The sequence below is a fragment of the Streptomyces sp. NPDC002156 genome, from assembly GCF_053593675.1.
This window is the reverse complement of sequence record NZ_JBSFDA010000049.1, coordinates 1-24091: the sequence shown is the minus strand read 5'-3', so window position 1 is coordinate 24091 and position 24091 is coordinate 1. Positions and strand designations below refer to the sequence as shown.

The window sequence follows — 24091 nt, the reverse complement described above, 5'->3', positions numbered from 1 at the left end:
TGCGGTCCTTCGAGTCCTGATCGTCAACGGCGAGAAATGGGCCGTTGACGATCAGGACTCGTGAGGATGTGGATTGGTTGTATGCCTGTTGTGATTATTTTTGATTTTTGAGCTGTCTGATGCCGGTGGGACCGGCGTCAGCGTCACCGTGAGCGGGGTCCCCGAACCGCCGTGACCACTGCCGTGGGCGCCGACTCGTGGCCGTACTGGTCGTTCACGATCACGTAGTACGAGGCGGGGCCGGCCGGGGCCGTGGCGTCGACGTAGGAGGAGTACGGGTAGTCGTCCTCGTTGATCCTGGTCCACGCCTCGGACGTACCGACACGGCGGTAGACCTCGTACCCGAACGGCGCGCTCTCGGCCGAGTGGTCCCAGGTGAGTTCGGTGCCGCTGTCGCGCGGTGTGGCCGTCAGTCCCGTGGGCGTCGCCGACTCGCCCGGCGCGGGCCGGGTCGCCGTCACCGTCTCCGACACCGGCGAGATGTTCCCGTACGCGTCGACCGCCTGGACGCGGTACGCGACCGCGGCACCCTCCTCCGCCCGCATGTCGTTGTACGACGTTCCCGTCACGATGTCCGGGCCGTCGGGGTCGGACGACTGGCCGGCCGGGACCGCCCACACCTCGTAGTGCTCCACGTCCGCCGACGACGCCTGCCAGCGGACCGCGTTGCCCGCCGTGGTGCCCTTCGCCTGCAGGCCCGTGACCTGGTCGGGCGCGGTGGTGTCCGGCTCGCCGGGGTCCGCGGTCGCGGACGGGACGGACTCGTTCTCGTACTTGTCGACGGCCGTGATTCGGTAGTACGTGCGCTGCTTGATGTCCGCTGTCACGTCCGTGTAAGAGGTGCCGCCGAGCGAGTCGGCGATCCGCGTGTACGGGCCCTCCGGCGCGCTCGCGCGGTGGACGCTGTACGAGGACGCGTCGTCGACCGTGTTCCAGTCGAGCCGCAGCGTGGACGCCCCCACGGTCGCCTTGACCCCGGTGACCTGCGCCGGCCCCGTCTTGTCGACCGTCGTCACGCTCACGTCCGCGCTGCCCGCCGACAGGTTGCCGGCCTTGTCTACCGCGCGGACCTCATAGACGTACGTCTCGCCGGTCTTCGGGACCGAGGCGTCCGTGTACGTCGTGGCCGTGGTCGTCGTGAGTGGGGCGGCGCCGAACTGGGTGCCCTTCAGGGCGCGGTAGACGCGATACCCCGCGAGGTCCATCTCCTTGTTCTTCGCCCAGGTGAGCTTCGACTTGCCCGTCGTCTTGTCGTACGTGACCGTCGGCGCCGTCGGGGCGAGGGGCTTGACCTTGTCCACGGCCGCCGAAGTGCGGGGCATGTAGGCGAACTTGATGTTCGCGTTGCCCGTCCAGGCCGCGTAGTCGACACGCACAGTGTGCTTGCCGGACGCGATCGCGAGGTTCACCGTCCTGGTGCGCGTCGCCGTGACGTTCTTCCACAGGTCGATCCTGCGTACGCCGTCGACGTAGACGCGGATACCGTCCTGGGCCGCCGCCGACAGGGCGAAGGGGCCGCCCGAGCCGAAGTCGCGCGTCACCGTCCAGCGGACGGAGAAGTTGTCCTTCGGGAGGCCGGCCGCGGGGGCCTTGGCGCCCCAGTTCGAGTCGATCGCCGCGTCGCAGTCCGTCCGCTTCGCGGTGCCGGAGAAGGTCGCGTTGCCGAAGAACTGCCGCTTGTAGGCGGGGGATTCGCACGTCACCGTGGCCGCCGAGGCGGGTGCGGCGGCGACCGCGGTGAGCAGTCCGCCTGCGGTGGCGAGCACGACCGCGATCGCGGAGGTGGCCCTCGCGGTCGCCCTGGCCGTCGTACGTCTGGCTGAGATCATTCGGTCCTTCGCATCCGTCGTGTCCATCGTGTCCGTGTCGGGGACGGCGGAGTCGAGCCGTCAATGATCACGACTCGCGAGGAATGCACTCGGTTGTACGGGACATCCGGTGGAGGGTGTGCAGCGGCTGTGCGGCGGCTGTTTGTGCAGACATTCGCTGCTTCTCCACAGGGCAGCGGAGCGTGATGTTGCCATCTCGTTAAGTAGTTCCGCTTGACGTGCGGGGGCTCGCCAACGTTGGCTTTCAGCCACATGGGTCGCACTGCTGCGTCCTCGTCCCGAAACGCCTGAAGTGAGCGCCCGAATGCCCAGAACACCCCGTATGCGTCGTATTTCCATAGCCGTGGCCGCCTCCACGGCGATGGTCTCCCTCGCCGCGGGCTGCGGAGTACTCGAGGCCGGCGGGGAGACCACCGAGGCGACCCCGACCAAGGGCAACGACATCACGGTGGGGCTGCTGCTCCCGGAGACCGAGAACACCCGGTACGACAAGTTCGACTACCCGATCATCAAGAACAAGGTCGCGTCGCTCACCAACGGCCAGGGCCGGGTCGACTACGCCAACGCCGGGGCGGACGCCGACAAGCAGGCCGAGCAGCTCCAGAAGATGATCGACGACAAGGTCGACGTCCTGCTCCTCGACGCCGTGGACGCGCACGCCATCGCGAGCGGGGTCAAGAAGGCCAAGGACGCCGGGATTCCCGTCATCGCGTACGACAGGCTGGCCGAGGGCCCCATCGACGCGTACATCTCCTTCGACAACGAACTCGTCGGCGAGGTGCAGGGACGTTCCCTCCTGGAGGCCCTCGGCGGTGACGTCAACCCCGCCGCGAAGATCGTCATGATGAACGGGTCGGTGACCGACCCGAACGCCGCCCAGTTCAAGGAGGGCGCCCTCTCCGAACTGGAGGGCAAGGTGACGATCGCGCAGTCCTTCGACACCAAGGACTGGAAGCCCGAGAACGCCAAGTCGAACATGACGAGGGCGATCGATGCCATCGGCAAGGACGACATCGCCGGCGTCTACTCCGCCAACGACGGCATGGCGGGCGGCATCATCGAGGCCCTGGAGGCCGCCGGCGTCACCAAGCTGCCGCCGATCACCGGGCAGGACGCCGAACTGGCCGCCGTACAGCGGATCCTCTCCGGCGAGCAGTACATGAGCGTCTACAAGTCGTACCCGCAGGAGGCCGAGACGGCGGCCGAGATGGCCGTCGCCCGCATCCAGGGCCGCGACATCCAGTTCGACGCCCTCACCCGGGACAAGGTCGACAGCCCCACCGACAAGGACGTCCCGGCCCAGCTCGTGAGCGTCGTCGCCCTGACGAAGCAAAACATCAAGACCACGGTCATCGAGGACGGCATCTACAAGGTGTCCGACATCTGCACGGCCAAGTACGAGGACGAGTGCGAGGCCATCGGCCTGAAGTAGGCGCACCCCGGGCCCGGGCCTGAAGCAGGGCGTGGCCCTGGGGCAGCGAACTGCCCCAGGGCCACGCACGTCTCACGTCTCACGTCTCACGCCACCCGCGTGAACTCCACCGTCACCTCCGGCGGCCCCCCGGCCACACCCCGGTACACGCCCTTGTGCGGTGTCACGTCGTCGTAGTCGCGCCCCCGGCCCACCACCACGTGCGACTCGTCGGCGCGCGTCCGGTTCGTCGGGTCGTAGCCGCACCAGTCGCCGGCCCAGTACTCGACCCAGGCGTGCGACTGGCCCTCCACCGGGCGGTGCAGCTCCGCCTCCCGCTCCGGGTGGAGGTAGCCGGAGACATAGCGGGTGGGCAGGCCGATGCCCCGCAGCAGCGCGATCGTGACGTGGGCGATGTCCTGGCAGACGCCCGCGCCCTGCTCCCACGCCTCCGCCGCCGACGTGTTCACGCCCGTCGTGCCGGGCAGGTACGACACCCGGTCCGCGACCAGCGCCGACACCGCGGTCGCCGTCTCGTGCGGGTCGAGGCCCGCCGCAACCTCCCGCGCCCGCTCGACCAACTCGGGCGGCACAGTCGTACGCGTGGTCGTCGTCGCGTACTCCAACAGGCGGGAGTTCGCGGTCCGTTCGGCCACCTCGGTCCAGCTCGGCGCGGGGTCCAGGGGGTCCGGCGGGGCCGTCTCGACCAGGCTCTGCGCGGTGATCGTGAGGTCGGCGTGCGGGTCCATCAGGTCGAAACCGGTGACCTGCGTGCCCCAGTAGTCCCAGTACGACCAGGTCGGCGTCGTCGGGTTCACGGTGACCCGGGCGTCCAGCGTCGTCTGGCCGGGGAGCGTCAGCGGGGTCATCCGGACCTCGTTGTGCGAGGAGACCGCGGCCTGCGCGTACGCGACCCGGGTGATGTGCCGGATACGGAGCCTGCGGGTCATCGGCGCGCTCGTCGACATGATGCTCGTCCCGTTGCTGCTCATACTGCTCGCGCTCCTTCCTGGGCCCACTCCACGGGCCCCTGGTACGGGAAGAACCGCTCCGCCACCGCCTCCGCCGAGGCCATGCAGGCGGTCTGCAAGTCCCGTAGGAGGGAGGGGAGTTGGTCTTCCATGGCCTGCGAGTCCAGATACTCGAGTCTGGTCCGCAGCCGTCCGATCGGGCGGCGGGCCGGATCCTGGCGCGGACGGCCGAGCGCCGCGAGGCACTCCTCGGCCGTGGTGAGGGCGTGCAGCGCCGAACGCGGGAAGTCCCGGTCCAGCAACAGGAATTCGGCCACTCTCGGGGTGTCGCCGAAACCGCCGTACACCCGCGCGTACGCCTCGTCGGCGCCGGACGCGCTCAGCAAGGTCGGCCAGTCCGGGGCATGCGCGGCGTCCAACACCCGTACCGACAACAGCCGTACGGTCATGTCCACCCGCTCAAGGCTCCGCCCCAGGACCACGAAACGCCAGCTGTCGTCCCGGCTCATGGTGGAGTCCGCGAGTCCGAAGAAGAGGGCCGCACGACGCCGTACCAGCTCCAAGTAGGCGTACGGGCCCGTGCGTCGGGCCGCGAGCCGCTGGTCGGCGAGGGCGTGCCAGGTGGAGTTGAGGCACTCCCACATCTCCGAGGAGACGGCCTCACGCGCACTGCGGGCATTCAGCCGCGCCGCACCCAGCGCACCCTCGATCGAGCACGTCGACCGCGCGTCGAAGGCGAGCTGGTCCAACACCTGCTGCATGTCCACGGGTTGGGCGCCCGCGTCGACGCCGAGGATGGCGTACAGGGAGCGGCAGGCCGCGTCCTCGTCGCGCCAGGGGTCCTCCAACAGGCGGTGCAGATAGGCGTCCAGGATGCGGCCCGTCGCGTCGGCCCGCTCCACGTAACGGCCCGTCCACGTCAGGGCCTCGGCTATCCGGGAGAGGATCACGTCGTTCACTGCTGCTGCGCCCCTTCCTGTACGAGGGTGAGGTTGCCGTCGGGGCCCAGCTGGCGCGGGAGGACCTCGGGGAGCCCGCCGGCGGGCTCGGGGTGCGGGCTCTCGGTGGGGCCCTCGGCGAGCACCCACGTGTCCTTGGAACCGCCGCCCTGGCTCGAGTTGACGATGAGGTTGCCCTCCTGGAGCGCGACGCGCGTGAGCCCGCCGGGCAGGACCCAGATGTCGCTGCCGTCGTTCACGGCGAACGGGCGCAGGTCGATGTGACGCGGCGCCATCCGCTCGCCGGCGAGTGTGGGCGAGGTGGAGAGGGCGACGGGCCGCTGGGCGATCCAGCCGCGCGGATCGGCGGCCACCGCCCGCCGGCACTCCTCCAGGGTCTCCCGGTCGGCCTTGGGCCCGATGACGATGCCCTGTCCGCCGGCGCCGTCGACCGGCTTGATGACCAGCTGGTCGATCTGGTCGAGAACGGCGTCCAGTTGCCCCGGTTCATCCGGACGGAACGACTCCACGTTCGGAAGAATCGGTTCCTCAGAGAGGTAGTACCGGATCAGATCGGGTACGTACGTGTACAGGAGCTTGTCGTCCGCGATGCCGTTGCCGACCGCGTTGGCGAGGGTGACCGTCCCCGCCTGAGCGGCGCTCAGGATGCCGGGGCAGCCGATCACCGAATCGGGCCGGAAATGGAGCGGGTCGAGGAAGTCGTCGTCCAGCCGTCGGTATACGACATGGACGGGTACCTCACCGCGCGTGGTCCGCATCCACACCCGGTTGTTGCGGCACACCAGATCGTGTCCCTCGACCAGCTGCACGCCCATCAGCCGGGCCAGCAGGGCGTGTTCGAAGTAGGCGGCGTTGTTCGGACCCGGGGTCAGGACGACCACCCGCGGATCGGCGGCACCGTCGGGCGCGGCGGCGCGCAGGGCGGCCAGCAGGCGCTGCGCGTAACCGTCGACGGGGACGACGTGCTGTTCGGCGAAGAGGGACGGGAAGATGCGCGTCATCGCCCGCCGGTTCTCGATGACGTACGACACCCCGGACGGCACCCGGACGTTGTCCTCCAGCACCCGGAAGTCGCCGACCTCGTCGCGGACGAGATCGATGCCGGCGACGTGGATGCGTACCCCGCCCGGTGGCTCGATGCCATGGGCGGCCCGGTGGAAGTGGTCCGAGCCGAGCAGCAGCCGCCAGGGCACGACCCCGTCCTCGAAGGCCCGGCACTGCCCGTAGGCGTCCGCGAGATAGGCCTCCAGGGCCCGCACCCGCTGGGCGACCCCGCGCTGGATGAGGTCCCACTCCAGCGCGTCCAGGATCCTCGGCACGAGGTCCAGCGGCCAGGGTCTCTCCTCGCCCGCGAAGGCGTAGGTCACCCCGCGGTCGGTGAAGGCCCGGGCCATCTGGTCGGCGCGGAAGCGCAGTTCGGTCGGTTCGATGGGCTGGAGCGCCGCCAGTACCGGCTCATAGGCGGTCCTGACCTCACCCGGCCGCACAAACATCTCGTCCCACGCATCGGCCAACGCGTATGCGTCAAATATGTCCGCCATGGCCTGACGGTAGGGGCGGGACGTAACGGGACGATCTCTGAGTGGTTTCCGGCAGTTTGCGCGAATGGTGTGGTACGCGCTTTCTCCCGGGTTTGCCGCGCCCGGTTCTGGGCAGCCTGATGCCCCGGCCGGATGGGGGCACCCTGCCGGGGCGGCTTCGGACGTTCCCCCGTGCGCCCGTAGGCGCCCCCGTTACGTCCATGGGAAGCGCCTTCCACAATGCCCTCACGAACAACGCCCCACCACCGTCAGCTTGTTGCAGGGACACGGGCGGAGGAGGGGCGAAAGTCGGACATAGTAGGGGGATCGGGGGCGTGTGACGGGCGGAGCCGTGTTGCGGACCACGTCCGGGCCGCGCATAGTTGCGCTGCAAACAGGGCTGGACGCAGGGGTGGGATGGGCGATGGCCGGGCACGGGACGGACGAGCATCCACACGGTGCTGACCGACTGTGCGAGGCCGGGGATCGCGTGTATTCCCGGGCCGTACGGCGGGGCCGTGTGCGGCGCCTCGACGCGGAGGCGGTGCCGTGCCTGCTCGAACTCGCGCTGTTGCACCCCGACCCCGACGACATGGCCTGGCTGGTGCCGACCTCCCCGCAGGAGGTCATGACCCGGCTGCTGCGCGGTGTCTACGACGAGGTCAGTGTGAGCCAGCGGCGGGTGGGCTCGGCGGTGGCGGCGTTCGAGTGGTACGCGGCCCTGGGCGAGCAGATCCAGTCCCCGGGCGCCGGCGAGGGCACCGCCCTGCGCGTCCTGGACGGTCTCGCCCGTATCCAGGCCGCGATGGACGAGGCGACGGACGCGTGCACGACCGAGGTGCTGACCGTTCAGCCCGGCGGCATCCGCCGCGAGTACGAACTCTCGGAGGGCCTGCACCGGGCACTCGAACTCCGCCGACGCGGAGTACGGATGCGGGACCTCTACAACCATGTGGCGCGGCACGGCCAGGGCCTGCTCAACTACCTCGAACTGATGGGCGACACGGTCCAGGCCCGCACGCTCGACGAGGTGATCGAGCGGCTGATCCTCTTCGACCGCACGGTGGCCTTCATCCCCGCGAACGCGGAGCGGACGGTCGCGCTGGAGATCCGCCACCCGGCGCTGGTGCAGTACCTGGTGACGGTCTTCGAGCGGCTCTGGCGCTTCGCGGTTCCGCTCACGGCCCCGCTCCCCGACACCGGCATCGAGGGCATCTCGCACCGCGAGCGCTCGATCGCCGCCCTCCTCGCCGAGGGCCACCAGGACGCGGTGGTCGCGGAACGGCTGGGCATCAGCGTACGAACCTGCCGGGCGCACATCGCCCGCCTCTCGGAGACGCTGGGGGCGGCGAGCCGGACACAGCTGGGGGTACGGATCGCACAGACGGGGCTGGACGGGCCGAGGGGCCCGGCGGACCCGGAGGGCGGCGCGGTCAGTCTTCCGGCGCCGATGCCTCCTCCGGAGCCCGCCTGCCCGGAGGCTGCTCCGGCTCCGGCTCCAGAATCCCCGACTGCCCGATGAGATAGCCGAGCTGGGCCCGGCTGTCGCTGCCGAGGGTGGCGGCGAGCTTGGCGATGTGGACCCGGGCGGTACGGACGTTCATGCCGAGGCGGGCGGCGATGACGGCGTCGGTGAGGCCCTCGATGAGGAGGGCGGCGATGGCTCGCTGGCGGGGGGTGATGCCGTTACGGGACGGGCGCCGGACAGTTTGCGGGTACATCGGGGTGGCCAGTTGCCAGAAGCGTTCGAAAGTGGTGACCAGGTGCTGCACCAGTGCCGGATGGCGGATCTCCAGCGCGACCGTCCGTTCGGCGTTGGCTGACAGGAACGCTACCGTGCGGTCGACGACGAGCAGCCGATCGGGCACCTCGTCCAGGGTGCGTGCCTCGGCGTCGCCCCGCAGGTGTTCGTAGCGGGCGAGAACTCTGGGCGCGTGGCGGAGCGTTTGCTGGTACAGGGTACGTATCCGGCCGCCGCGGTCGAGCAGGTCCTGGTCGCGGTCCAGAGCGACAGCCTGATAGGGGGTGGGATGGTGGGTGAGGCTGGTGAAGGGCTGGATGGCGAGGAGTTCGCTGGAGGCGTCTGCCAAGGTCTGGGAGACGACGAGGTTGATCCGGTCGAGGCCGCTGAGGACGCTGATCGGGGGTGTGGTGGTCACCGCGTCCGGGATGTCGGCGCGCACCAGCGGCTCGAACGCTTCGGCCAGTAGTGCCTCCTGCTGCCGCTTCCTGGCCGTGTCCTCCGCGCTCTCGTGCAGCAACCGGGAGAGGGCCACTGCGGGGGCCAGCGGGCGCAGTTGGTGAGGGTCCTCGAGGTCGGGCTGGAGCAGCCCGAAGTCGATCAGGCAAGGGACGGCCCTGGCCTCGTCTGCCGGGATGGGGCCCTTGCGAAGCGCGCGGACGTACAGGCTCATGCCTGCCTCGCACAGTTCCTCGGCCCCGTGCGGTTGGTGCTCCACGTTCTTCGGTGACATCCCCAGTCCTCGGTGTCCTCAGCGGTCCTGGTCCAGAAGTCCCGACTGCGCTATGAGGTAGCCGAGTTGGGCGCGGCTGCCGCTGCCCAGGGCGGTGGCCAGCTTGGCTATGTGGGCCCGGCAGGTGCGGACGTTCATCCCGAGGCGCCGGGCGATGGCTTCATCCACGTGGCCTTCGACGAGGAGCTTGGCTATGGAGTGCTGGATGTCGGTGATGCCGTCGGGGTCGGTGTCGTACGGAGTGCCCGCCCGCAGGGGCACGGCGCGGCCCCACATGAACTCGAAGACCTTGACCAGGTAGCGGACGAGCCCGGGGTGGCGAAGCTCCAGGGCGACCTGCCGGTCGTCGCTGATGGGGATGAAGGCCACGGTCTCGTCGCAGATGATGAGCCGCTCGACGAGCTCGTCGATGGTGCGGTACTCGGCTTTGCCGTCCGTGAACTGGTCCACCCAGGCGAGGCGCTCGGGGCTGTAGCGGGCCGTGTGCTGGTACAGGGTCCGGATGCGGACCCCCCGCTCGATCAGCGGCCGGTCGCGCTCCAGCGCGGCGATGAGCCGGCCTTCCGGGTGGCGGTGGCTCGGCTGGACCGTGACCATCTCGTTCTGGCACTGGGCGGTGGCCAGATCGAGCGCGGAGTTGATGCGGTCGAGCCCCTCCAGCACCATGATCGAGTGCGTGGACGCTGTTTCCTGAGCGCTGAGAGCCATGAACGGTTCGAAGGTGTCGGCCAGCTCGATCGACAGACGCCTGCGTTCGGTGATCTCGTGCTCTAGGGGGTTGAGACGCTGGGCCAGGGCGATTGACGGAGGCACGGGGCGCAGCCAGTTCTCGTCGTCCGGGTCGGGGTGCAGCAGGGCGAACTCCACCAGACACGGGGTCGCCTCCACATCCGCACGGGCGATACGTCCCGTGCGGAGCGCATTCGCATAGAGACGCCCGCCCTCGGCGCACAGCTCCGTCACGCTATGGGGATGTGTCGCTTTAGTCCGATTCATTGCCAAATCTCCACCCCCCAGGGTCCTGAACATGCAGGAACATGATGCATCGATTGTGTGGCCATGACGTGCCCGAATGAGCCATCGTCTTACTCGACGGGGGAAGAGGGACCTTCAAGTGAGGACGAAGCCGACTATGCGTAAGAGAATGCTTCGATCGGTGCTTGTCGCCGCCTTCTCCGCCGTTGTGGCCTTCGGAACGCTGAGTGGCCTCTCTGGCGAGAAGGGTGACATTCGAGCGGACAGTGCCTGGTCGCTGTCGACTGCCACCGTCGCGGCCGATGACGACACTAGTGCCGTCACCACCACGGATGACAGTGCATGGAGTTGAGATGACGACTCCACCCGACGACCGCTCGTTCCGTCGCGAAATGGCCACGGCCTACCGCTCCGGCTGGCACTTCATCGACCTGGTCACCGCCATCCCCCACAGCGGTGACTCGCTGATGGTGACCGTGTTCGGAGAGCCGGTTGTCGTGACGCGGGACGACGACGAGGACGTACGGGCGTACCGGTGTCTGCGGCGGCCTCGGGGGGCGCCGCAGCCCGTACGGTGTGCCATCCGGTACGGAATGATCTTTGTGAACCTGGATCAGCGCGACCACCGGCTGGACCACCCCGACATCCCGGATATCCCCGATATCCAGGACGTACAGACCATCTCAGCCACCCCCCGCAGTGCCTGACGCGATTCCCCCGTCGCAGTAGATCGCTCAGGTGCTTCCCCCCGCAGCGGCGTCACCGTGACCTGAACACGGTGACGCCGCTGCAGTTTTACGGGAAATATCCGGGTTTAGCGGCATCCCGCCCCGGGTATGGCAAGCGCTCGCTTGGCTGAAAGTGATCGTTCCCGCGCCTCCCGCTCGGTGTTCTCGGCCGTCCATCCGTCATTGAGGATGGGCGGCTTTTCGGTCTGTCCGCCCTCCGGCCCCACCTTGAGTGGAATAGACTCAACTTTGTGTACGTTGGCTGTGTCAGTCACGAAGTGGAGAGGAGACAGCGACCGTGGACGCCGAGCTGACCAACAGGAGCCGGGACGCGATCAACGCGGCCAGCAGCAAGGCCGTGTCCGGAGGTCACGCGGATCTGACCCCGGCGCATCTGCTGCTGGCGCTTCTCAGTGGCCGAGGCCAGCAAGCAAACGAGAACATCACCGACCTGCTGGCCGCCGTCGAGGCCGACCAGGCGGCCGTACGCTCGGGCGCCGAACGCGTACTTGCCTCGCTGCCGAGCGTGACCGGCGCGACTGTCGCACCCCCACAACCGAACCGGGAACTTCTTTCGGTCATCGCCGATGCGGCCGAACGGGCGAAGGAGCTGGGCGACGAGTACCTCTCCACCGAGCATCTCCTCATCGGCATCGCCGCGAAGGGCGGCGCCGCCGGGGACGTACTCTCCCAGCAGGGCGCCGGCGCGAAGAAGCTGCTGGACGCGTTCCAGAAGAGCAGGGGAGGGCGTCGCGTGACCACAGCCGACCCCGAGGGCCAGTACAAGGCCCTGGAGAAGTTCGGTACGGACTTCACGGCCGCCGCGCGGGAGGGCAAGCTCGATCCGGTCATCGGCCGCGACCAGGAGATCCGCCGGGTCGTCCAGGTGCTGTCCCGGCGTACGAAGAACAACCCGGTCCTCATCGGCGAGCCTGGCGTCGGCAAGACGGCCGTCGTCGAGGGCCTCGCCCAGCGGATCGTCAAGGGCGACGTCCCGGAGTCCCTGAAGAACAAGCGGCTGGTGTCCCTTGACCTCGGTGCGATGGTCGCCGGGGCGAAGTACCGCGGTGAGTTCGAGGAGCGCCTGAAGACGGTCCTCGCGGAGATCAAGGACTCCGACGGCCAGATCATCACGTTCATCGACGAACTCCACACGGTCGTCGGCGCGGGCGCCGGCGGCGACTCCTCGATGGACGCCGGCAACATGCTGAAGCCGATGCTGGCGCGCGGTGAACTGCGCATGGTCGGCGCGACGACCCTCGACGAGTACCGCGAGCGGATCGAGAAGGACCCCGCCCTGGAGCGCCGCTTCCAGCAGGTCCTGGTGGCGGAGCCGAGCGTCGAGGACACGATCGCGATCCTGCGCGGCCTCAAGGGCCGGTACGAGGCCCACCACAAGGTGGTCATCGCGGACAGCGCACTGGTGGCCGCGGCGACCCTCTCCGACCGCTACATCACGTCCCGCTTCCTCCCGGACAAGGCGATCGACCTGGTGGACGAGGCGGCCTCCCGCCTCCGCATGGAGATCGACAGCTCCCCGCTCGAGATCGACGAACTCCAGCGCGCCGTCGACCGGTTGAAGATGGAGGAACTCGCGCTGGAGAAGGAGACCGACCCGGCCTCGCGCGAGCGACTGGAACGGCTGCGCCGCGATCTCGCCGACAAGGAGGAGGAGTTGCGCGGTCTGACGGCCCGTTGGGAGAAGGAGAAGCAGTCCCTCAACCGGGTCGGTGAGCTGAAGGAGAAGCTCGATGAACTCCGCGGCCAGGCCGAACGGGCCCAGCGCGACGGCGACTTCGACACCGCCTCCAAGCTCCTCTACGGCGAGATCCCCACCCTGGAACGGGACTTGGAGGAAGCCTCGGAGGAAGAGGAGGAGGCATCCAAGGACACCATGGTCAAGGAGGAGGTCGGCCCCGACGACATCGCGGACGTCGTCGGCGCGTGGACCGGCATCCCGGCCGGCCGTCTCCTGGAGGGCGAGACCCAGAAACTCCTGCGCATGGAGGAGGAGTTGGGCCGCCGCCTGATCGGTCAGGGCGAGGCCGTACAGGCGGTCTCCGACGCGGTACGGAGGACGAGGGCCGGCATCGCTGACCCGGACCGTCCCACCGGCTCCTTCCTCTTCCTCGGCCCGACAGGCGTCGGCAAGACGGAGTTGGCGAAGGCACTCGCCGACTTCCTCTTCGACGACGAGCGGGCGATGGTCCGCATCGACATGTCGGAGTACGGCGAGAAGCACAGCGTGGCGAGGCTGGTCGGCGCGCCTCCCGGCTACGTCGGCTACGAGGAGGGCGGCCAGCTGACCGAGGCGGTGCGCCGCCGCCCGTACAGCGTGGTGCTCCTGGACGAGGTCGAGAAGGCCCACCCGGAGGTCTTCGACATCCTGCTCCAGGTCCTGGACGACGGACGCCTCACGGACGGCCAGGGCCGCACGGTCGACTTCCGCAACACGATCCTGATCCTGACGTCGAACCTGGGCAGCCAGTTCTTGAGTGGACACAGCCGGGTCGAGCCGCTGACGTCGGAGGAGGAGAAGAAGCGGCAGGTGCTGGAGGTGGTCCGGGCCTCCTTCAAGCCGGAGTTCCTGAACCGGCTGGACGACATGGTCGTCTTCTCCGCCCTGAACAAGGAGGAGCTGGAGCGCATCGCGGGCCTCCAGATCGGCCGCCTCGCCAAGCGCCTGGCCGACCGCCGCCTGACCTTGGACGTCACCCCGGCCGCCCTGGCCTGGCTCGCAGACGAGGGCAACGACCCCGCGTACGGCGCCCGCCCCCTCCGCCGCCTGATCCAGACGGCCATCGGCGACCGCCTCGCCAAGGAGATCCTGGCGGGCGAGGTCAAGGACGGGGACACCGTGCGGGTGGATGCGTTCGGGGAGGGGCTGATCGTCGGCCCGGCTACGGGGAAGACTCTGTAGTCAGACTTGAACCGACACGGCTGCTGTCCCAGAGGATCCTGATCTGGGGCAGCAGCACCAGGGTGAGTATCCAGTCGATAACTGGTATTTGACGTAACTTCAGTACTGGCACGGTAGTTCCTTCGGGCGGGAGGGATACCGTATGAAACGAGTTTTGGCAGTTCAGCGCATCAGCCGCGACACGGAGGCATCCTCGGCGCTCACTCGGCAGGACGAGGCGCTCACGCTGGCGATCCAGCGGGGTGTCCATGACGAGGTAGGGCGTGTGGTCGACGCCACGGTCTCCGGTGCTGTCAACCTTGATCAGCGCCCGAGCCTGCGGAAGTGGCTGATCGATCCCTTGGTGCATGAGTGGGACGTCCTCATGGTCACCGAGCAGGACCGCATCACGCGTGATGACATGCACTGGTGGCAGTTCGTCGACTGGATTCTGAGGAACGGCAAGGACATCGAAGTCCTCGACGATCCCACGTTCGACATTCATTCCGAGGACGGGCGGATGATGGCGGGCATCAAAGCGACCCAAGCGGCCAAGTACCGTAAGGCAGTACAGGCCAAGCAACTCGATCGCACCCGGTTCTTCCGCGACAACAGGCTGTGGAACGGTGGAATCTGGCCATTCGGCTACCGAGCCGAGACCTTCACTCACCTGGGAGAGCCCAGAAAGCGTCTCGTCATCGACCCCTGCACATCACGGCTCGTCCGCGAGGCGTACGAGCGCATTGTCGACCGTGCCGACACGGTCTACGCCGTGGCACGGGACTGGAATGTGCGAGGTGTCCCGAGTGCCAGGGACCACCAGCGCCGGGAACAGAACACGACTCTTCCGGAGTATGAGCGCAGACCGGAGAGAGGGACCCGCTGGTCCGTGACCCCGTTGCGCAACATACTGAAGTCGCCCGCCCTGATGGGCGTCATGTTGCATCGGTCCGAACCTGTCATGGACGAGGACGGTCAGCCCGTGGTCTGGGCGGAACCCATCCTCACGCAGGAAGAGTTCGCAGCGCTCAAGGACGCTGTCATCACTGAGCGGGGTGGCAGACCCCTGTACGTGCGGCACCAGAAGAACCGCCTGGTCGACGGTACGACCACTGTGCTCACGTACTACCAGTGCCGTTCCATTTCCGAGATGGATCGCTGTGATGCTCCTTCGACCTGGCGCGCCGAGAGGTTGTACGAATCCTTGGAGCGGCGTTTTCTGGGCGAGGCCGAGGGAACTGACCGAGACAAGACGCACCTATGTACCCGGTCGGGACCACCTCGCGGCCATCGCGGAATTGCGGAAGGCACTCGTCAACCTCACCGCCGCCATTGGGCAGGCCGTCAGCCCGGTGGCCGTCGAAGCCCTGACCCGGCAGATGGACGAGCATGCGAGGGCCGTCGAGAGACTGGAGACCGAACCAGTCGTACCCGCCCGCTGGATCGACGAGCCCAGCGGCGGGCCCTACAGGGAACGCTGGGCCGAGAGCGCCACGTGGGAGACCCGCGCTGATCTGCTGCTCAAGGCCGGGGTCCGGTTTTTCTTCGAGGGGACGCACAAGTCGGGGGCGGCGCACATGTACCTGCCCCCGCACCTGCTGCGACAGCCGGGAATGTCCGACGAACCAGCAGGAGCCACGGTCGGTGACGAGGCCGGCAGTCCTGAGAACGGGGCCCGCCGGTATCTCGCGGAACTTCGCAACTCCAAGGGCTTGAATCCGGCGCTCCGGGACCGCGAACGCTGATTTCGGACGCTCAGGGCCAGCGCATGGGGGCGGCTGTTGCCGGTCGGGGGCGAAGCAAGAGAGGGTGGGGAGTGTACGTCTGGTCTCAGCGATGGCCGGACGAGCCAGACGACTGTTGGAGTGTTCACGAATGACCATCGACCCGTCCTCGATCCCTAACTTCGGGGGCCAGCCGGAGCCGCAGCCGCAAGGTCCGGCGGGCCCCGTCGTCCCGGATCAGGACCTTGTGAAGCAGCTCCTCGAACAGATGGAGCTGAAGTACGTCGTCGACGACGAGGGTGACCTCGCGGCGCCGTGGGAGCAGTTCCGTACGTACTTCATGTTCCGTGGTGAGGGTGACCAGCAGGTCTTCTCGGTGCGGACGTTCTACGACCGGCCCCACCAGATCGAGGAGAAGCCCCTGCTTCTGGAGTCGATCGACGACTGGAACCGGCGGACCCTGTGGCCCAAGGTGTACAGCCACACCCACGACGACGGCACCGTGCGCCTGATCGGCGAGGCGCAGATGCTCATCGGGACGGGTGTCAGCCTGGAGCACTTCGTGTCGTCGACGGTGAGCTGGGTGCGGGCCGCGATCGAGTTCGACAAGTGGCTTGTCGAGCAGCTCGGCCTTGAGCAGGAGATCGACGAGGCGGAGAAGCCCGAGGACGACGAAGAGTAGTCCTGCCGCTACACCTGTATGCGGAGGAGCCCGGCCCTGGTGGCCGGGCTCTCGCCGTTTCCGGGGTGGTGAAGCATCAAGCTCGGGTCGGTGTTTCGATCGGCACCTCCGCCCAGCCCGTCTTGCCCACGGGCCGACGAGTCGCCGATCCCCAGTGCACGGCCAGGACGAGGGGCGAGGGCGACCGGGGCTTCCGCGTGGCGGAACCATGCTGTTGCCGGGACTGCCGGTCCGGAGCATCTGGGCACCCTGCCGCCCGGGTTCAGGGGCTGACGTCCAGGATGCGCACCGGCTGCTTCTTCCACGTATGCGGCCTGGTGGTCGCGATCACCGCGCCATCCGGCCGGTCGGGAGTGGGCTGGGCCGCGTAAAGAGTGTGCGCATCGGCCCATGTCGTCGCGCGGGCCACCGACAGGGCGGCCGGCAGGTCGAGGTCGACGATCGCGATGCCGGGCAGGGCCGCAAGGTGCTCTGCGGTGCCTGGCCGGGCCCGGTCGGCCTCGACCAAGGCACACACGGTGGCGTACAGGAACCAGCCCGACTCGGCGTGAGCGCGATGGATCAGCCGGGAAGCCAGGGCGTTGCCCCGCCCAGCGGCCACCATCGCGCTCTCGTCGAGGAACACATGCACGTCACGGGTCACGCGGCACCCGCCTCGGTCATGCGGCGGTCCAGCTCGGCGTCCAGCTCGGCCTGCTCGTGCTCTTCGGGGTCGTAGCCGTTCCACTCCCGCAGCATTGCCCGTGCTTTCGCCGCCCGCTCGGCTCGCTCCGCCGGGGTGAGCAGGGTCTCGGCGAGCCGGGCCAGGTAGGAACGCAGGGACAGCCCTTCCGCAGCGGCTATATCGGCAAGCCGGTCGCGGGCGTCGGCGGGGATACGGACGTTGGCATCGGGCATGATGCAAGCTCCTCTTTCACTCACAGGCCGGGTACGGGTACGTACCCGTACCCGTACCCGCGACGGCACTTTAGCCTGCCCGGTACACCGCTGTCCGCTAGACCCCGAGTGTCTTGAGCCGGGCCACCGCCTCCTCCAGTACCGATGTCCTCTTGCAGAACGCGAACCGTACGAAGGGAGCGCCCTCCTCGCGGTGGTCGTAGAAGACCGCGTTCGGGATGGCCACCACTCCGGCCCGTTCCGGGAGGGAGCGGCAGAAGGCGAAGCCGTCCGTCTCGCCCAGGGGGCGGATGTCCGTGGTGATGAAGTACGTGCCCGAGGGGGTGAAGACCTCGAAGCCCGCCTCCCGCAGGCCCGCCGAAAGCAGGTCCCGCTTGGCGAGCATGTCCGACCGGAACGCCTCGAAGTACGTGTCCGGGAGGCTCAGCGCCTCCGCCACCGCGTACTGGAACGGGCCCGCCGACACGTACGTCAGGAACTGCTTCGCCGAGCGGACCGCTGTCACCAGGTCCGGGGTCGATGTGACCCAGCCCACTTTCCATCCGGTGAACGAAAACGTCTTCCCGGCGCTCCCGATAGAGACCGTTCGTTCGCGCATGCCCGGGAAGGAGGCCAGCGGCAGATGGCCGGCGTCGTCGAAGACCAGGTGTTCGTACACCTCGTCGGTGACCACCAGCAGGTCGCGTTCCACGGCGAGCTGGGCGATCGCGGTCAGCTCGTCGCGGGTCAGGACCGTGCCGGTGGGGTTGTGCGGGGTGTTGATCAGGAGGAGGCGCGTGCTAGGGGTCACCGCCGCCCGCAGCTCGTCCAGGTCCAGGCGGAACGAGCCCTCGTGGGGGCGCAGTGTGACCGGTACCCGCGCGGCGCCCGCCATCGCGATGCACGCCGCGTAGGAGTCGTAGTAGGGCTCCAGGGCGATCACCTCGTCGCCCGGCTCCAGCAGTGCCAGCAGGGTCGCCGCGATCGCCTCCGTCGCGCCCGCCGTCACCAGGACCTCGCGGTCGGGGTCGTACGACAGTCCGTACCGGCGCTCCTGGTGCGCCGCGATCGCCGTGCGCAGCTCGGGGACGCCCGGGCCCGGCGGGTACTGGTTGCCGCGGCCGTCGCGCAGCGCCCGTACGGCCGCCTCGCGGATCTCCTCCGGACCGTCGGTGTCCGGGAAGCCCTGGCCGAGGTTGATCGAGCCGGTGGCGACGGCGAGTGCCGACATCTCGGCGAAGATCGTCGTCCCGAACTCGGCGAGCCGGCGGTTGAGGAAGGGGCGTGCGCTGCTGGTCATGGTCGTCATCCTGCGCCGAAGCTCTGGACTTCCTCAACTCTGCTTTGGCAGGTGAGACAGGCGGGCATCCCCACGTCACGCAAGACGGCGAGGCGCCCACGGGGGGCCGCCTCGGGGGAACGAAAGGAGGGTGACGCCATGGCCGTGGCCATCATCGCCCTTGTCATGCTGGCGAGCCTGTTCATCGTCGTGACCGTGACGGTCCGGGCCGCCCGGCTCCGCCGGCGCATGAGCAGGAACAGCTGGTGGGCCGGCGGAGCGGCGGGCTCCAGCGGCTCCGGGCACTCCGGGAGCAGTACGTCGTGCAGCACGGGTTCCTCCTGCGGAGGGGGCTCGTCCTGCGGCGGTGGGTCGTCCTGCGGGGGAGGCGGGGGAGGCGGCGGGGGCGGATGCGGCGGAGGCAGCTGACACGGGGCAGCTGAGCTCCGGAAGGGGGAACCGCATCCGGACGGCGGGGGGAGCGCCCGCCGGGAGGACGATCGTATTCGTCGTCCCGGCGGGCGCTCGTACGTTCGTGACGTGACCCCCGCGTCACCCCGCTCGCGGGGGTTGTTCGCACGCTCGGGCGTACGCCGCGGTTGAACAGTTGAGCTGTGGAGCCCTCTGAGGGATGGAAAGCCCACGAAGTTGGGTAAAAACGCTGTGACGGCGCCACCGTTCATGATTCCCTCTAAATCACCAACACAGCCCCTCGGACGTCCCTTGCCCCTGGATGTTCCTCATGACTGGGCTGATCTCCCGGTGTCGACCCGTGTCGACCGGAGCGCGCCGGACCCACACCTCGCTCGTCCACACCTTGCTCATTCACACCTCCCTTTGCGTGCTAGCGGAGCCGATCCATGCTCACGACCCTGAACACCGCCTACACCGACACGCGCGCGGCCGACCTCGCCTGGACCCTGGGCCGGGAACCGCTGCCCGCCCTCGCCACCCTCGACCTCGAACTCGCGGACGCGAAGCTCCAGTTGAGACTCCTCGGCGCCTCCCACCAGGTGCTTCTGGAGGAGGAACAGGGCATCTGTTCGGAGACGGTCGCGTGCATCCCGGGTTCCAGCACCCCTCTCCCGCTCGGCGTGGCCAAGCGGGTCGGCGACTGGGAGTACGAATTCGCGGCGAGAGTGGAGGTCCTGTCGCCGGGGTCGTTCGCCGGGCGCGCGCAGGAGCTGCTGGCCCTGGTCGCCGACCATCCGAACGGCCTGGCCGGTGTCTTCCCCGGCAGCCCGCACGCCTTCACCGCGATGCTGGCCCAGCGGCACGAGGGGCAGGTCCACTGGCGGACCTGGCACGCCTATCCGCAGGACGGGCAGCTGGTGGCGACCAGGACGCGGGTCGGGGTGCGGGTGACAGCGGCTCTGTGAGGGATCGTGAGAGGCCCGGGTGGGCTTCACATCAACTTCCTCCGCGTAAACAAGGACCACACGTGTGGGTGACGAAGCGCACGCGGAGTGTGACGTAGCGTTCCCAGCGTGATCGAACCGCACGTGCCGGCCCCGCCGGGCAGCCCCCCGCCCTGGGGTGCTCCCGCGCGGCTGCCCGTCCGGCCCGGCACCGGCCGGTTCCTGGTCCTCGCCTGCGTCTTCGTCTGTGCGGCCTGCGGACTGGTGTACGAACTGGAACTCGTCGCGCTCGCCTCGTACTTGATCGGCGACTCGGTCACCCAGGCGTCCGTCGTGCTCTCCGTGATGGTGTTCGCGATGGGCATCGGCTCGCTCGCCGCGAAGCGCCTGCGCTGCCGGGCCGCCGCCGGCTTCGGCGCGGTCGAGGCGGCGCTCGCGCTGGTCGGCGGCTGCAGCGCGATGGCCCTGTACGCGGTGTTCGCGTGGACCGGCGACTGGGGCGGCCTCTGGGCGCACGGCCCCCGCGTGCTGCTGGTGACCTTCTCCCTCGCCATCGGCCTGCTGATCGGCGCCGAGGTGCCGCTCCTGATGGAGCTGATCCAGCGCATCCGCCGGCAGGACGCGGGCGGCGCGGTCGCCGACCTGTTCGCCGCGGACTACGTGGGCGCACTGGTGGGAGGGCTCGCCTTTCCGTTCCTTCTCCTCCCCTGGCTGGGGCAGCTCACCGGCGCGCTGCTCACCGGTACCGTCAACGCGCTGGTCGGCGGTGCCCTCGTCCTCGGTCTGTTCCGGCGGGACCTCACCCGGCGTGGGCGCTGGCTGCTGGTGGTGGCCAACGTGACCGTGATCGGGCTGCTCGCCGCCGCGGCCGTACTCGTCGACGACTTCGAACGGGCCGCCCGGCAGGCGGTGTACGGCAACGACGTACGAGTGGCGCTGCGGACGGACGTACAGGAGGTGGTCCTCACCGGCGGCACGGACGGCCGTCCGCTGGACCTCTTCCTGGACGGGCGGCTGCGGGTCAGCGGGCGCGACGAGCGGCGCTACCACGAGGCGCTCGTCCATCCCGCGATGAACGGGCCGCACGCGCGCGTGCTCGTCCTCGGCGGCGGCGACGGGCTGGCGGCGCGGGAGGTGCTGCGGTATCCGGGCGTACGGCGGGTGGACGTCGTCGAACTCGACGCGGGGGTGGTGCGGTTGGCGCGCACGGACCCGGCCCTGGCCGCCCTGAACGCGCACGCGTTCGACGATCCGCGCGTGCACGTGACCACGGCAGACGCCTTCCGGCTGCTGCGGGGGGCGCGGGCCGCGTACGACGTGGTCGTCTCGGATCTGCCCGATCCGGGCATCACGGCGAGTACGAAGCTGTACTCGCAGGAGTTCTACGGGCTGGCGCGCCAGGTGCTGACCGACGGGGGCCGGCTGGTCGTGCACGGCGGGCCGGTCGAGTCCCGGCCGCGCGTGTTCTGGACGGTCGAGGCGACCGTGCGGGCGGCGGGGCTGCGTACGGTGCCGTACCGCGTGGGCGGGCGGGACGCGGGCTTCGCGGCGGGGCCGGACCGTACGGCGTCGGGGGCGGCGCGGGCGCCGCACGACTGGGGGTTCGTGCTGGCCACGGCCGAGGGGGCGGCGCCCCGGCTGAGGGTGGGTGGGGGCGGTGGGCCTCGGCTGTGGACGCTCGGTCAGGCGGGGCTGGAGGCGGATGCGCGGGCTGCGGAGCGGATGCGGGTGGTGGGGGTGCGGGCTTCGACGCTCGTTCATCCGCGGTATTGAGGGAAGGGCAGCGGGGGAGGGCACGTCCGGTGGGCCGCGTGGGTGCGGATCCCGTGGGAATCCCCGGATGCGCGGGTGCGGTTCGGGTCGTGCTGGGTACGCTCGGCTGTCGTGACTCCACCCACGCGTGAACGCGCGGGCTTCCTGCGGTCGTGGCTAGGCCACGTCACAGAGGACCAGCCCGGCCCTGTTGAGGACGTTCGTCGCGCCGACATGGTCCGCGTTTGCCGCGAACCCGCACGCCGTGCACTGGAACTTCTCTTGGGTGGCGCGGTTCTCCTTCGCAATGTGTCCGCATACGGGGCACGTGCGGGAGGTGTTGCGCGCGTCCACCGGGATCATGAGGCGACCGGCACTCTCAGCCTTGTTCGCCAGGATTCCGAGGAACTGCGCCCAACCCGCGTCGAGGATGCTGCGGTTGAGTCCGGCCTTCGCGGCAGCGCCGTTCGGCAGGAAGCTGCCGAGCTGCTCAGGGTCGGCCTTGGGCGTGGGGCTTTTGGTCATGCCCGCTGTGTTCAGCCGCTCATGCGCGATCACGTCGTGGCCGGTGACGAGGATGCGAGCGGTCTTGTGGTGGAAGTCGGCGCGCTGACGCCGGATCTTGCCGTGCAGTTTGGCTACCTTCCGGGCGGCGGCGCGGTGGCGTTTGGTGCGCTGCCGGGTTCGCCTGGGGAACGTAGAGAGGTGCCGCTGCGCCTCGGCCAGCTCGTCGGCCATCGCGTGGAGGAAGCGAGGGTTGGCGACGTGTTCGCCGTCCGAGGCGGTCAGGAAGTGGGCGACGCCCATGTCGATACCGACGATCGCCCCGGTGGACGGCAGCGGCTCGGCGGGGACCTCGTCGCAGGCCAGGACGACGTACCAGCGGTTCCCTTCGCGCTTCACCGAGACTGTCTTGACGCGACCCTGTACGGGCCGGTGCCGGTGCACCCGGACATGCCCGACGCCTTGAAGACGGACGCGAGTCTGACGCTCATGGGGAGTGGAGTCCCATCGGCAGCCGTCGCCGTCCTTCGGGAAGGTGACGGTATCGAAGTGACCGACGCCCCTGAACCTGGGGTAGCCCGGCGTGAGACCGGCCTTGACACGGCCGAAGAACGCTTGGAACGCCCTGTCGAGACGGCGCAGGGTGGCCTGCTGGGAGGAGAACGACCAGCGGCCCTGACGCTCCGGGTCGAACGCGCGGATCTCCTTGAGCTGCGCGGACTGGTCGCTGTACCGGACAGTGGTCTTCGAAGTGTGCCGGTAGGCGTCCCGGCGCTCCTGAAGCGCACCGTTGTAGAGGGAGCAATGATCTCGCAGCATGTCGGTGAGTGCGACCGTCTGACGGGCCGTGGGACGCAGGAGGAACTTGTACGCGCGGATCACCGCTCACGCCTTCGCTCGCCACGGAGTCCTTCAGCGAGAAGCACGCAGGCAGCAGCGTTGATCGAGATGCCCAAGCGCTCGGCGTATGCCTCGACCTGCCGCTTCAAGTCCGGTGAGACGCGCAGGTTCAGCGACTCCCGACGATCACCTCTTGCCACAACCAAGATGCTACCACTTTGCGATGTGCTGCGGACCTGTGGGCACAGTCGGGGTCAGACCAGCCTGAGAAGCAATACCCCTACCGGCTGGAGCCGGTGGTCCCCTTGCTAGGAGAACTGATGGAACACGAGGTGTTCGTTCCTGTTTCGGTAGAGCGGCTGAGGGACGTCCTCGCCGACCCCGTGCGCACCGCCCGGGCGGTGCCCGGACTCCAGCAGGACGCGGGTACCGAGCCTGCCGTGTCCGGGGTCGCGGGGCGGTTGAAGGTGCGGGTCGGGGGGCACACGATCACGTATCGCGGGTCGTTGCGGGTCGCTGTCGTGGACGGTCAGGACGGTGGTGAGGGCGACGGTGAATATGCGTACGTCGTGGAGGGCGACGCTGTCGAGGCGCGTGGCGGTGGGTCGGTCAAGCTGGTGCTGACGTTGCGGGTGCGGGGTGTTGAGGGCGGGTCGGTGCTGGTGTTCGGGGGCACGGTGTCGGCGGACGGGCGGGTGGCCGAGTTGCCTGCGGATGCGGTTGCGGCGGCGGGTGGGCGGTTGATTCGGCGGTTCGGGGAGAACTTGGGGGAGGTTGCGGGGGAGGGTACGCCCGGTGGGGCCTCGGAGTCCGAGGGGGCTTCGGCGGTGGCGGAGGTTGAGGTACCCGACGCTGATGTTCCCGATGGTTCTGATGCGCTCGATGTCGATGACGTCGAGGTGGACGACCTTGATGAGGGTGAGCAGGTCTCCGAGCGGTTCGTGGATGCCGGTGAGCCGCCTGCGGAGGCTGCGCATGCTCGACGGACGATGATCGGGCGTAGCGCGGAGGAAGTGGACCATGCGCCGCCTCGGGGGCGGTATGCGCCTGTGCCGCCTCCGGAGCAGGTGGCGGGGAGCGCGACGCTGCGGTGGGCTGCACCGGCTGCGGCGTTGGTGGTGGCGTCGGCGATTGTGGTGGGGCGGGTGTTGAGGAAGCGGCGCTGAGGGCGGGGCTTGGGCTTCGCCCCCGCCGCCCCTACCCGTTCCCATCCCTCTGGGGGCTGCGCCCCCAGACCCCGCTACGGCCCTCAACGGGCCTTGTCCTCAAACGCCGGACGGGCTGGATCTTTCAGCGCGACAAAGGGGGGC

21 protein-coding genes and 1 pseudogene are annotated in these 24091 nt (G+C 69.0%); 11 read left to right on the top strand and 11 right to left on the bottom strand.

What is annotated here, in order from left to right; all coding sequences use genetic code 11:
* Nucleotides 1–143: 143 nt before the first annotated feature.
* Nucleotides 144–1829, bottom strand: coding sequence for a fibronectin type III domain-containing protein (locus tag ACWCRB_RS21125; RefSeq protein WP_450997479.1), 1686 nt, complete (start codon nt 1827–1829; stop codon nt 144–146).
* Nucleotides 1830–2151: 322 nt separating this feature from the next.
* Between ACWCRB_RS21125 and ACWCRB_RS21120 the strand changes: the two genes are divergently transcribed.
* On the top strand, nt 2152–3261 hold the full coding sequence (locus tag ACWCRB_RS21120; RefSeq protein ID WP_450997478.1) for a sugar ABC transporter substrate-binding protein: 1110 nt from the start codon (nt 2152–2154) through the stop codon (nt 3259–3261).
* Nucleotides 3262–3347: 86 nt separating this feature from the next.
* Here the strand turns inward: ACWCRB_RS21120 and ACWCRB_RS21115 are convergent, their stop codons facing one another.
* Genes ACWCRB_RS21115 through ACWCRB_RS21105 form a run of 3 tightly spaced genes read right to left on the bottom strand, consistent with a single transcriptional unit; the run spans nt 3348 to nt 6711 of the window.
* Nucleotides 3348–4190, bottom strand: a complete 843-nt coding sequence (locus tag ACWCRB_RS21115; RefSeq protein ID WP_450997511.1) for a transglutaminase family protein — start codon at nt 4188–4190, stop codon at nt 3348–3350.
* A 38-nt stretch (nt 4191–4228) separates the two neighbouring features.
* A complete protein-coding gene (locus ACWCRB_RS21110) occupies nt 4229–5170 on the bottom strand; it encodes an alpha-E domain-containing protein (RefSeq protein ID WP_369035335.1) in 942 nt (313 codons plus the stop codon).
* Nucleotides 5167–6711, bottom strand: a complete 1545-nt coding sequence (locus tag ACWCRB_RS21105; RefSeq protein WP_450997477.1) for a circularly permuted type 2 ATP-grasp protein — start codon at nt 6709–6711, stop codon at nt 5167–5169. The genes ACWCRB_RS21110 and ACWCRB_RS21105 overlap by 4 nt, the downstream gene beginning before the upstream one ends.
* Nucleotides 6712–7114: 403 nt before the next feature.
* Between ACWCRB_RS21105 and ACWCRB_RS21100 the strand changes: the two genes are divergently transcribed.
* On the top strand, nt 7115–8212 hold the full coding sequence (locus ACWCRB_RS21100; RefSeq protein ID WP_450997476.1) for a LuxR C-terminal-related transcriptional regulator: 1098 nt from the start codon (nt 7115–7117) through the stop codon (nt 8210–8212).
* Here the strand turns inward: ACWCRB_RS21100 and ACWCRB_RS21095 are convergent.
* Both ACWCRB_RS21095 and ACWCRB_RS21090 read right to left on the bottom strand, forming a co-directional pair.
* Entirely contained in the window at nt 8124–9164 is a 1041-nt protein-coding gene (locus tag ACWCRB_RS21095) for a LuxR C-terminal-related transcriptional regulator (protein ID WP_450997475.1), read from the bottom strand. The genes ACWCRB_RS21100 and ACWCRB_RS21095 overlap by 89 nt on opposite strands.
* Before the next feature lie 18 nt (nt 9165–9182).
* The gene (locus tag ACWCRB_RS21090) at nt 9183–10160 is read right to left on the bottom strand and encodes a helix-turn-helix transcriptional regulator (RefSeq protein WP_450997474.1); all 978 of its coding nucleotides are present in this window, start codon (nt 10158–10160) and stop codon (nt 9183–9185) included.
* Between the two features lie 332 nt (nt 10161–10492).
* Between ACWCRB_RS21090 and ACWCRB_RS21085 the strand changes: the two genes are divergently transcribed.
* From ACWCRB_RS21085 to ACWCRB_RS21065, 5 genes and pseudogenes are all read left to right on the top strand, one after another.
* On the top strand, nt 10493–10846 hold the full coding sequence (locus tag ACWCRB_RS21085) for a hypothetical protein (protein ID WP_369035341.1): 354 nt from the start codon (nt 10493–10495) through the stop codon (nt 10844–10846).
* A 319-nt stretch (nt 10847–11165) separates the two neighbouring features.
* Nucleotides 11166–13787, top strand: coding sequence for an ATP-dependent chaperone ClpB (clpB, locus tag ACWCRB_RS21080; protein WP_450997473.1), 2622 nt, complete (start codon nt 11166–11168; stop codon nt 13785–13787).
* Nucleotides 13788–13929: 142 nt separating this feature from the next.
* Nucleotides 13930–14790, top strand: a pseudogene (locus ACWCRB_RS21075) (recombinase family protein); the annotation flags it as partial.
* A gap of 274 nt (nt 14791–15064) precedes the next feature.
* Nucleotides 15065–15511: a hypothetical protein gene (locus ACWCRB_RS21070; RefSeq protein WP_450997512.1), complete on the top strand. Its 447-nt coding sequence runs from the start codon at nt 15065–15067 to the stop codon at nt 15509–15511.
* Nucleotides 15512–15641: 130 nt separating this feature from the next.
* The gene (locus ACWCRB_RS21065) at nt 15642–16172 is read left to right on the top strand and encodes a YbjN domain-containing protein (RefSeq protein ID WP_235476233.1); all 531 of its coding nucleotides are present in this window, start codon (nt 15642–15644) and stop codon (nt 16170–16172) included.
* A gap of 262 nt (nt 16173–16434) precedes the next feature.
* Here the strand turns inward: ACWCRB_RS21065 and ACWCRB_RS21060 are convergent, their stop codons facing one another.
* From ACWCRB_RS21060 to ACWCRB_RS21050, 3 genes are all read right to left on the bottom strand, one after another.
* Entirely contained in the window at nt 16435–16776 is a 342-nt protein-coding gene (locus ACWCRB_RS21060) for a hypothetical protein (RefSeq protein ID WP_450997510.1), read from the bottom strand.
* Nucleotides 16777–16811: 35 nt separating this feature from the next.
* Nucleotides 16812–17069 carry a hypothetical protein gene (locus tag ACWCRB_RS21055; RefSeq protein WP_450997472.1) on the bottom strand — a complete coding sequence of 86 codons (258 nt, stop codon included), beginning with the start codon at nt 17067–17069 and terminating at the stop codon, nt 16812–16814.
* A 97-nt stretch (nt 17070–17166) separates the two neighbouring features.
* On the bottom strand, nt 17167–18357 hold the full coding sequence (locus ACWCRB_RS21050; RefSeq protein ID WP_450997471.1) for a pyridoxal phosphate-dependent aminotransferase: 1191 nt from the start codon (nt 18355–18357) through the stop codon (nt 17167–17169).
* 129 nt (nt 18358–18486) lie between these two features.
* On the opposite strand from ACWCRB_RS21050, the gene ACWCRB_RS21045 reads away from it, so the two are divergent.
* From ACWCRB_RS21045 to ACWCRB_RS21035, 3 genes are all read left to right on the top strand, one after another.
* A complete protein-coding gene (locus ACWCRB_RS21045) occupies nt 18487–18756 on the top strand; it encodes a hypothetical protein (protein ID WP_450997470.1) in 270 nt (89 codons plus the stop codon).
* A gap of 431 nt (nt 18757–19187) precedes the next feature.
* Entirely contained in the window at nt 19188–19706 is a 519-nt protein-coding gene (locus ACWCRB_RS21040) for a DUF2617 family protein (protein WP_235476231.1), read from the top strand.
* A gap of 108 nt (nt 19707–19814) precedes the next feature.
* A complete protein-coding gene (locus ACWCRB_RS21035) occupies nt 19815–21458 on the top strand; it encodes a polyamine aminopropyltransferase (RefSeq protein ID WP_450997469.1) in 1644 nt (547 codons plus the stop codon).
* Nucleotides 21459–21614: 156 nt separating this feature from the next.
* Here ACWCRB_RS21035 and ACWCRB_RS21030 read toward each other — a convergent pair whose 3' ends face one another.
* Together ACWCRB_RS21030 and ACWCRB_RS21025 are read right to left on the bottom strand one after the other, a co-directional pair.
* Nucleotides 21615–22823: an RNA-guided endonuclease InsQ/TnpB family protein gene (locus ACWCRB_RS21030; protein ID WP_450997468.1), complete on the bottom strand. Its 1209-nt coding sequence runs from the start codon at nt 22821–22823 to the stop codon at nt 21615–21617.
* The gene (locus tag ACWCRB_RS21025; RefSeq protein WP_450997467.1) at nt 22820–22981 is read right to left on the bottom strand and encodes a toxin-antitoxin system HicB family antitoxin; all 162 of its coding nucleotides are present in this window, start codon (nt 22979–22981) and stop codon (nt 22820–22822) included. Before ACWCRB_RS21025 ends, ACWCRB_RS21030 begins: the two co-directional genes overlap by 4 nt.
* A 120-nt stretch (nt 22982–23101) precedes the next feature.
* Here ACWCRB_RS21025 and ACWCRB_RS21020 point away from each other — a divergent pair, with 120 nt between their 5' ends.
* Nucleotides 23102–23947 (top strand): carbon monoxide dehydrogenase subunit G, encoded by an 846-nt coding sequence (locus tag ACWCRB_RS21020; protein WP_450997466.1) that lies wholly within the window; start codon nt 23102–23104, stop codon nt 23945–23947.
* The last annotated feature ends 144 nt before the right edge of the window (nt 23948–24091 follow it).

Excerpts from the sequence above, each read along its gene's own strand:
- ACWCRB_RS21125 (WP_450997479.1), bottom strand. The coding sequence starts at position 1,829 with ATGATCTCAGCCAGACGTACGACGGCCAGGGCGACCGCGAGGGCCACC.
- ACWCRB_RS21120 (WP_450997478.1), top strand. The coding sequence starts at position 2,152 with ATGCGTCGTATTTCCATAGCCGTGGCCGCCTCCACGGCGATGGTCTCC.
- ACWCRB_RS21115 (WP_450997511.1), bottom strand. The coding sequence starts at position 4,190 with ATGACCCGCAGGCTCCGTATCCGGCACATCACCCGGGTCGCGTACGCG.
- ACWCRB_RS21105 (WP_450997477.1), bottom strand. The coding sequence starts at position 6,711 with ATGGCGGACATATTTGACGCATACGCGTTGGCCGATGCGTGGGACGAG.
- ACWCRB_RS21100 (WP_450997476.1), top strand. The coding sequence starts at position 7,115 with ATGGCCGGGCACGGGACGGACGAGCATCCACACGGTGCTGACCGACTG.
- ACWCRB_RS21095 (WP_450997475.1), bottom strand. The coding sequence starts at position 9,164 with ATGTCACCGAAGAACGTGGAGCACCAACCGCACGGGGCCGAGGAACTG.
- ACWCRB_RS21090 (WP_450997474.1), bottom strand. The coding sequence starts at position 10,160 with ATGAATCGGACTAAAGCGACACATCCCCATAGCGTGACGGAGCTGTGC.
- ACWCRB_RS21085 (WP_369035341.1), top strand. The coding sequence starts at position 10,493 with ATGACGACTCCACCCGACGACCGCTCGTTCCGTCGCGAAATGGCCACG.
- ACWCRB_RS21065 (WP_235476233.1), top strand. The coding sequence starts at position 15,642 with ATGACCATCGACCCGTCCTCGATCCCTAACTTCGGGGGCCAGCCGGAG.
- ACWCRB_RS21060 (WP_450997510.1), bottom strand. The coding sequence starts at position 16,776 with ATGGTGGCCGCTGGGCGGGGCAACGCCCTGGCTTCCCGGCTGATCCAT.
- ACWCRB_RS21055 (WP_450997472.1), bottom strand. The coding sequence starts at position 17,069 with ATGCCCGATGCCAACGTCCGTATCCCCGCCGACGCCCGCGACCGGCTT.
- ACWCRB_RS21050 (WP_450997471.1), bottom strand. The coding sequence starts at position 18,357 with ATGACGACCATGACCAGCAGCGCACGCCCCTTCCTCAACCGCCGGCTC.
- ACWCRB_RS21045 (WP_450997470.1), top strand. The coding sequence starts at position 18,487 with ATGGCCGTGGCCATCATCGCCCTTGTCATGCTGGCGAGCCTGTTCATC.
- ACWCRB_RS21040 (WP_235476231.1), top strand. The coding sequence starts at position 19,188 with ATGCTCACGACCCTGAACACCGCCTACACCGACACGCGCGCGGCCGAC.
- ACWCRB_RS21020 (WP_450997466.1), top strand. The coding sequence starts at position 23,102 with ATGGAACACGAGGTGTTCGTTCCTGTTTCGGTAGAGCGGCTGAGGGAC.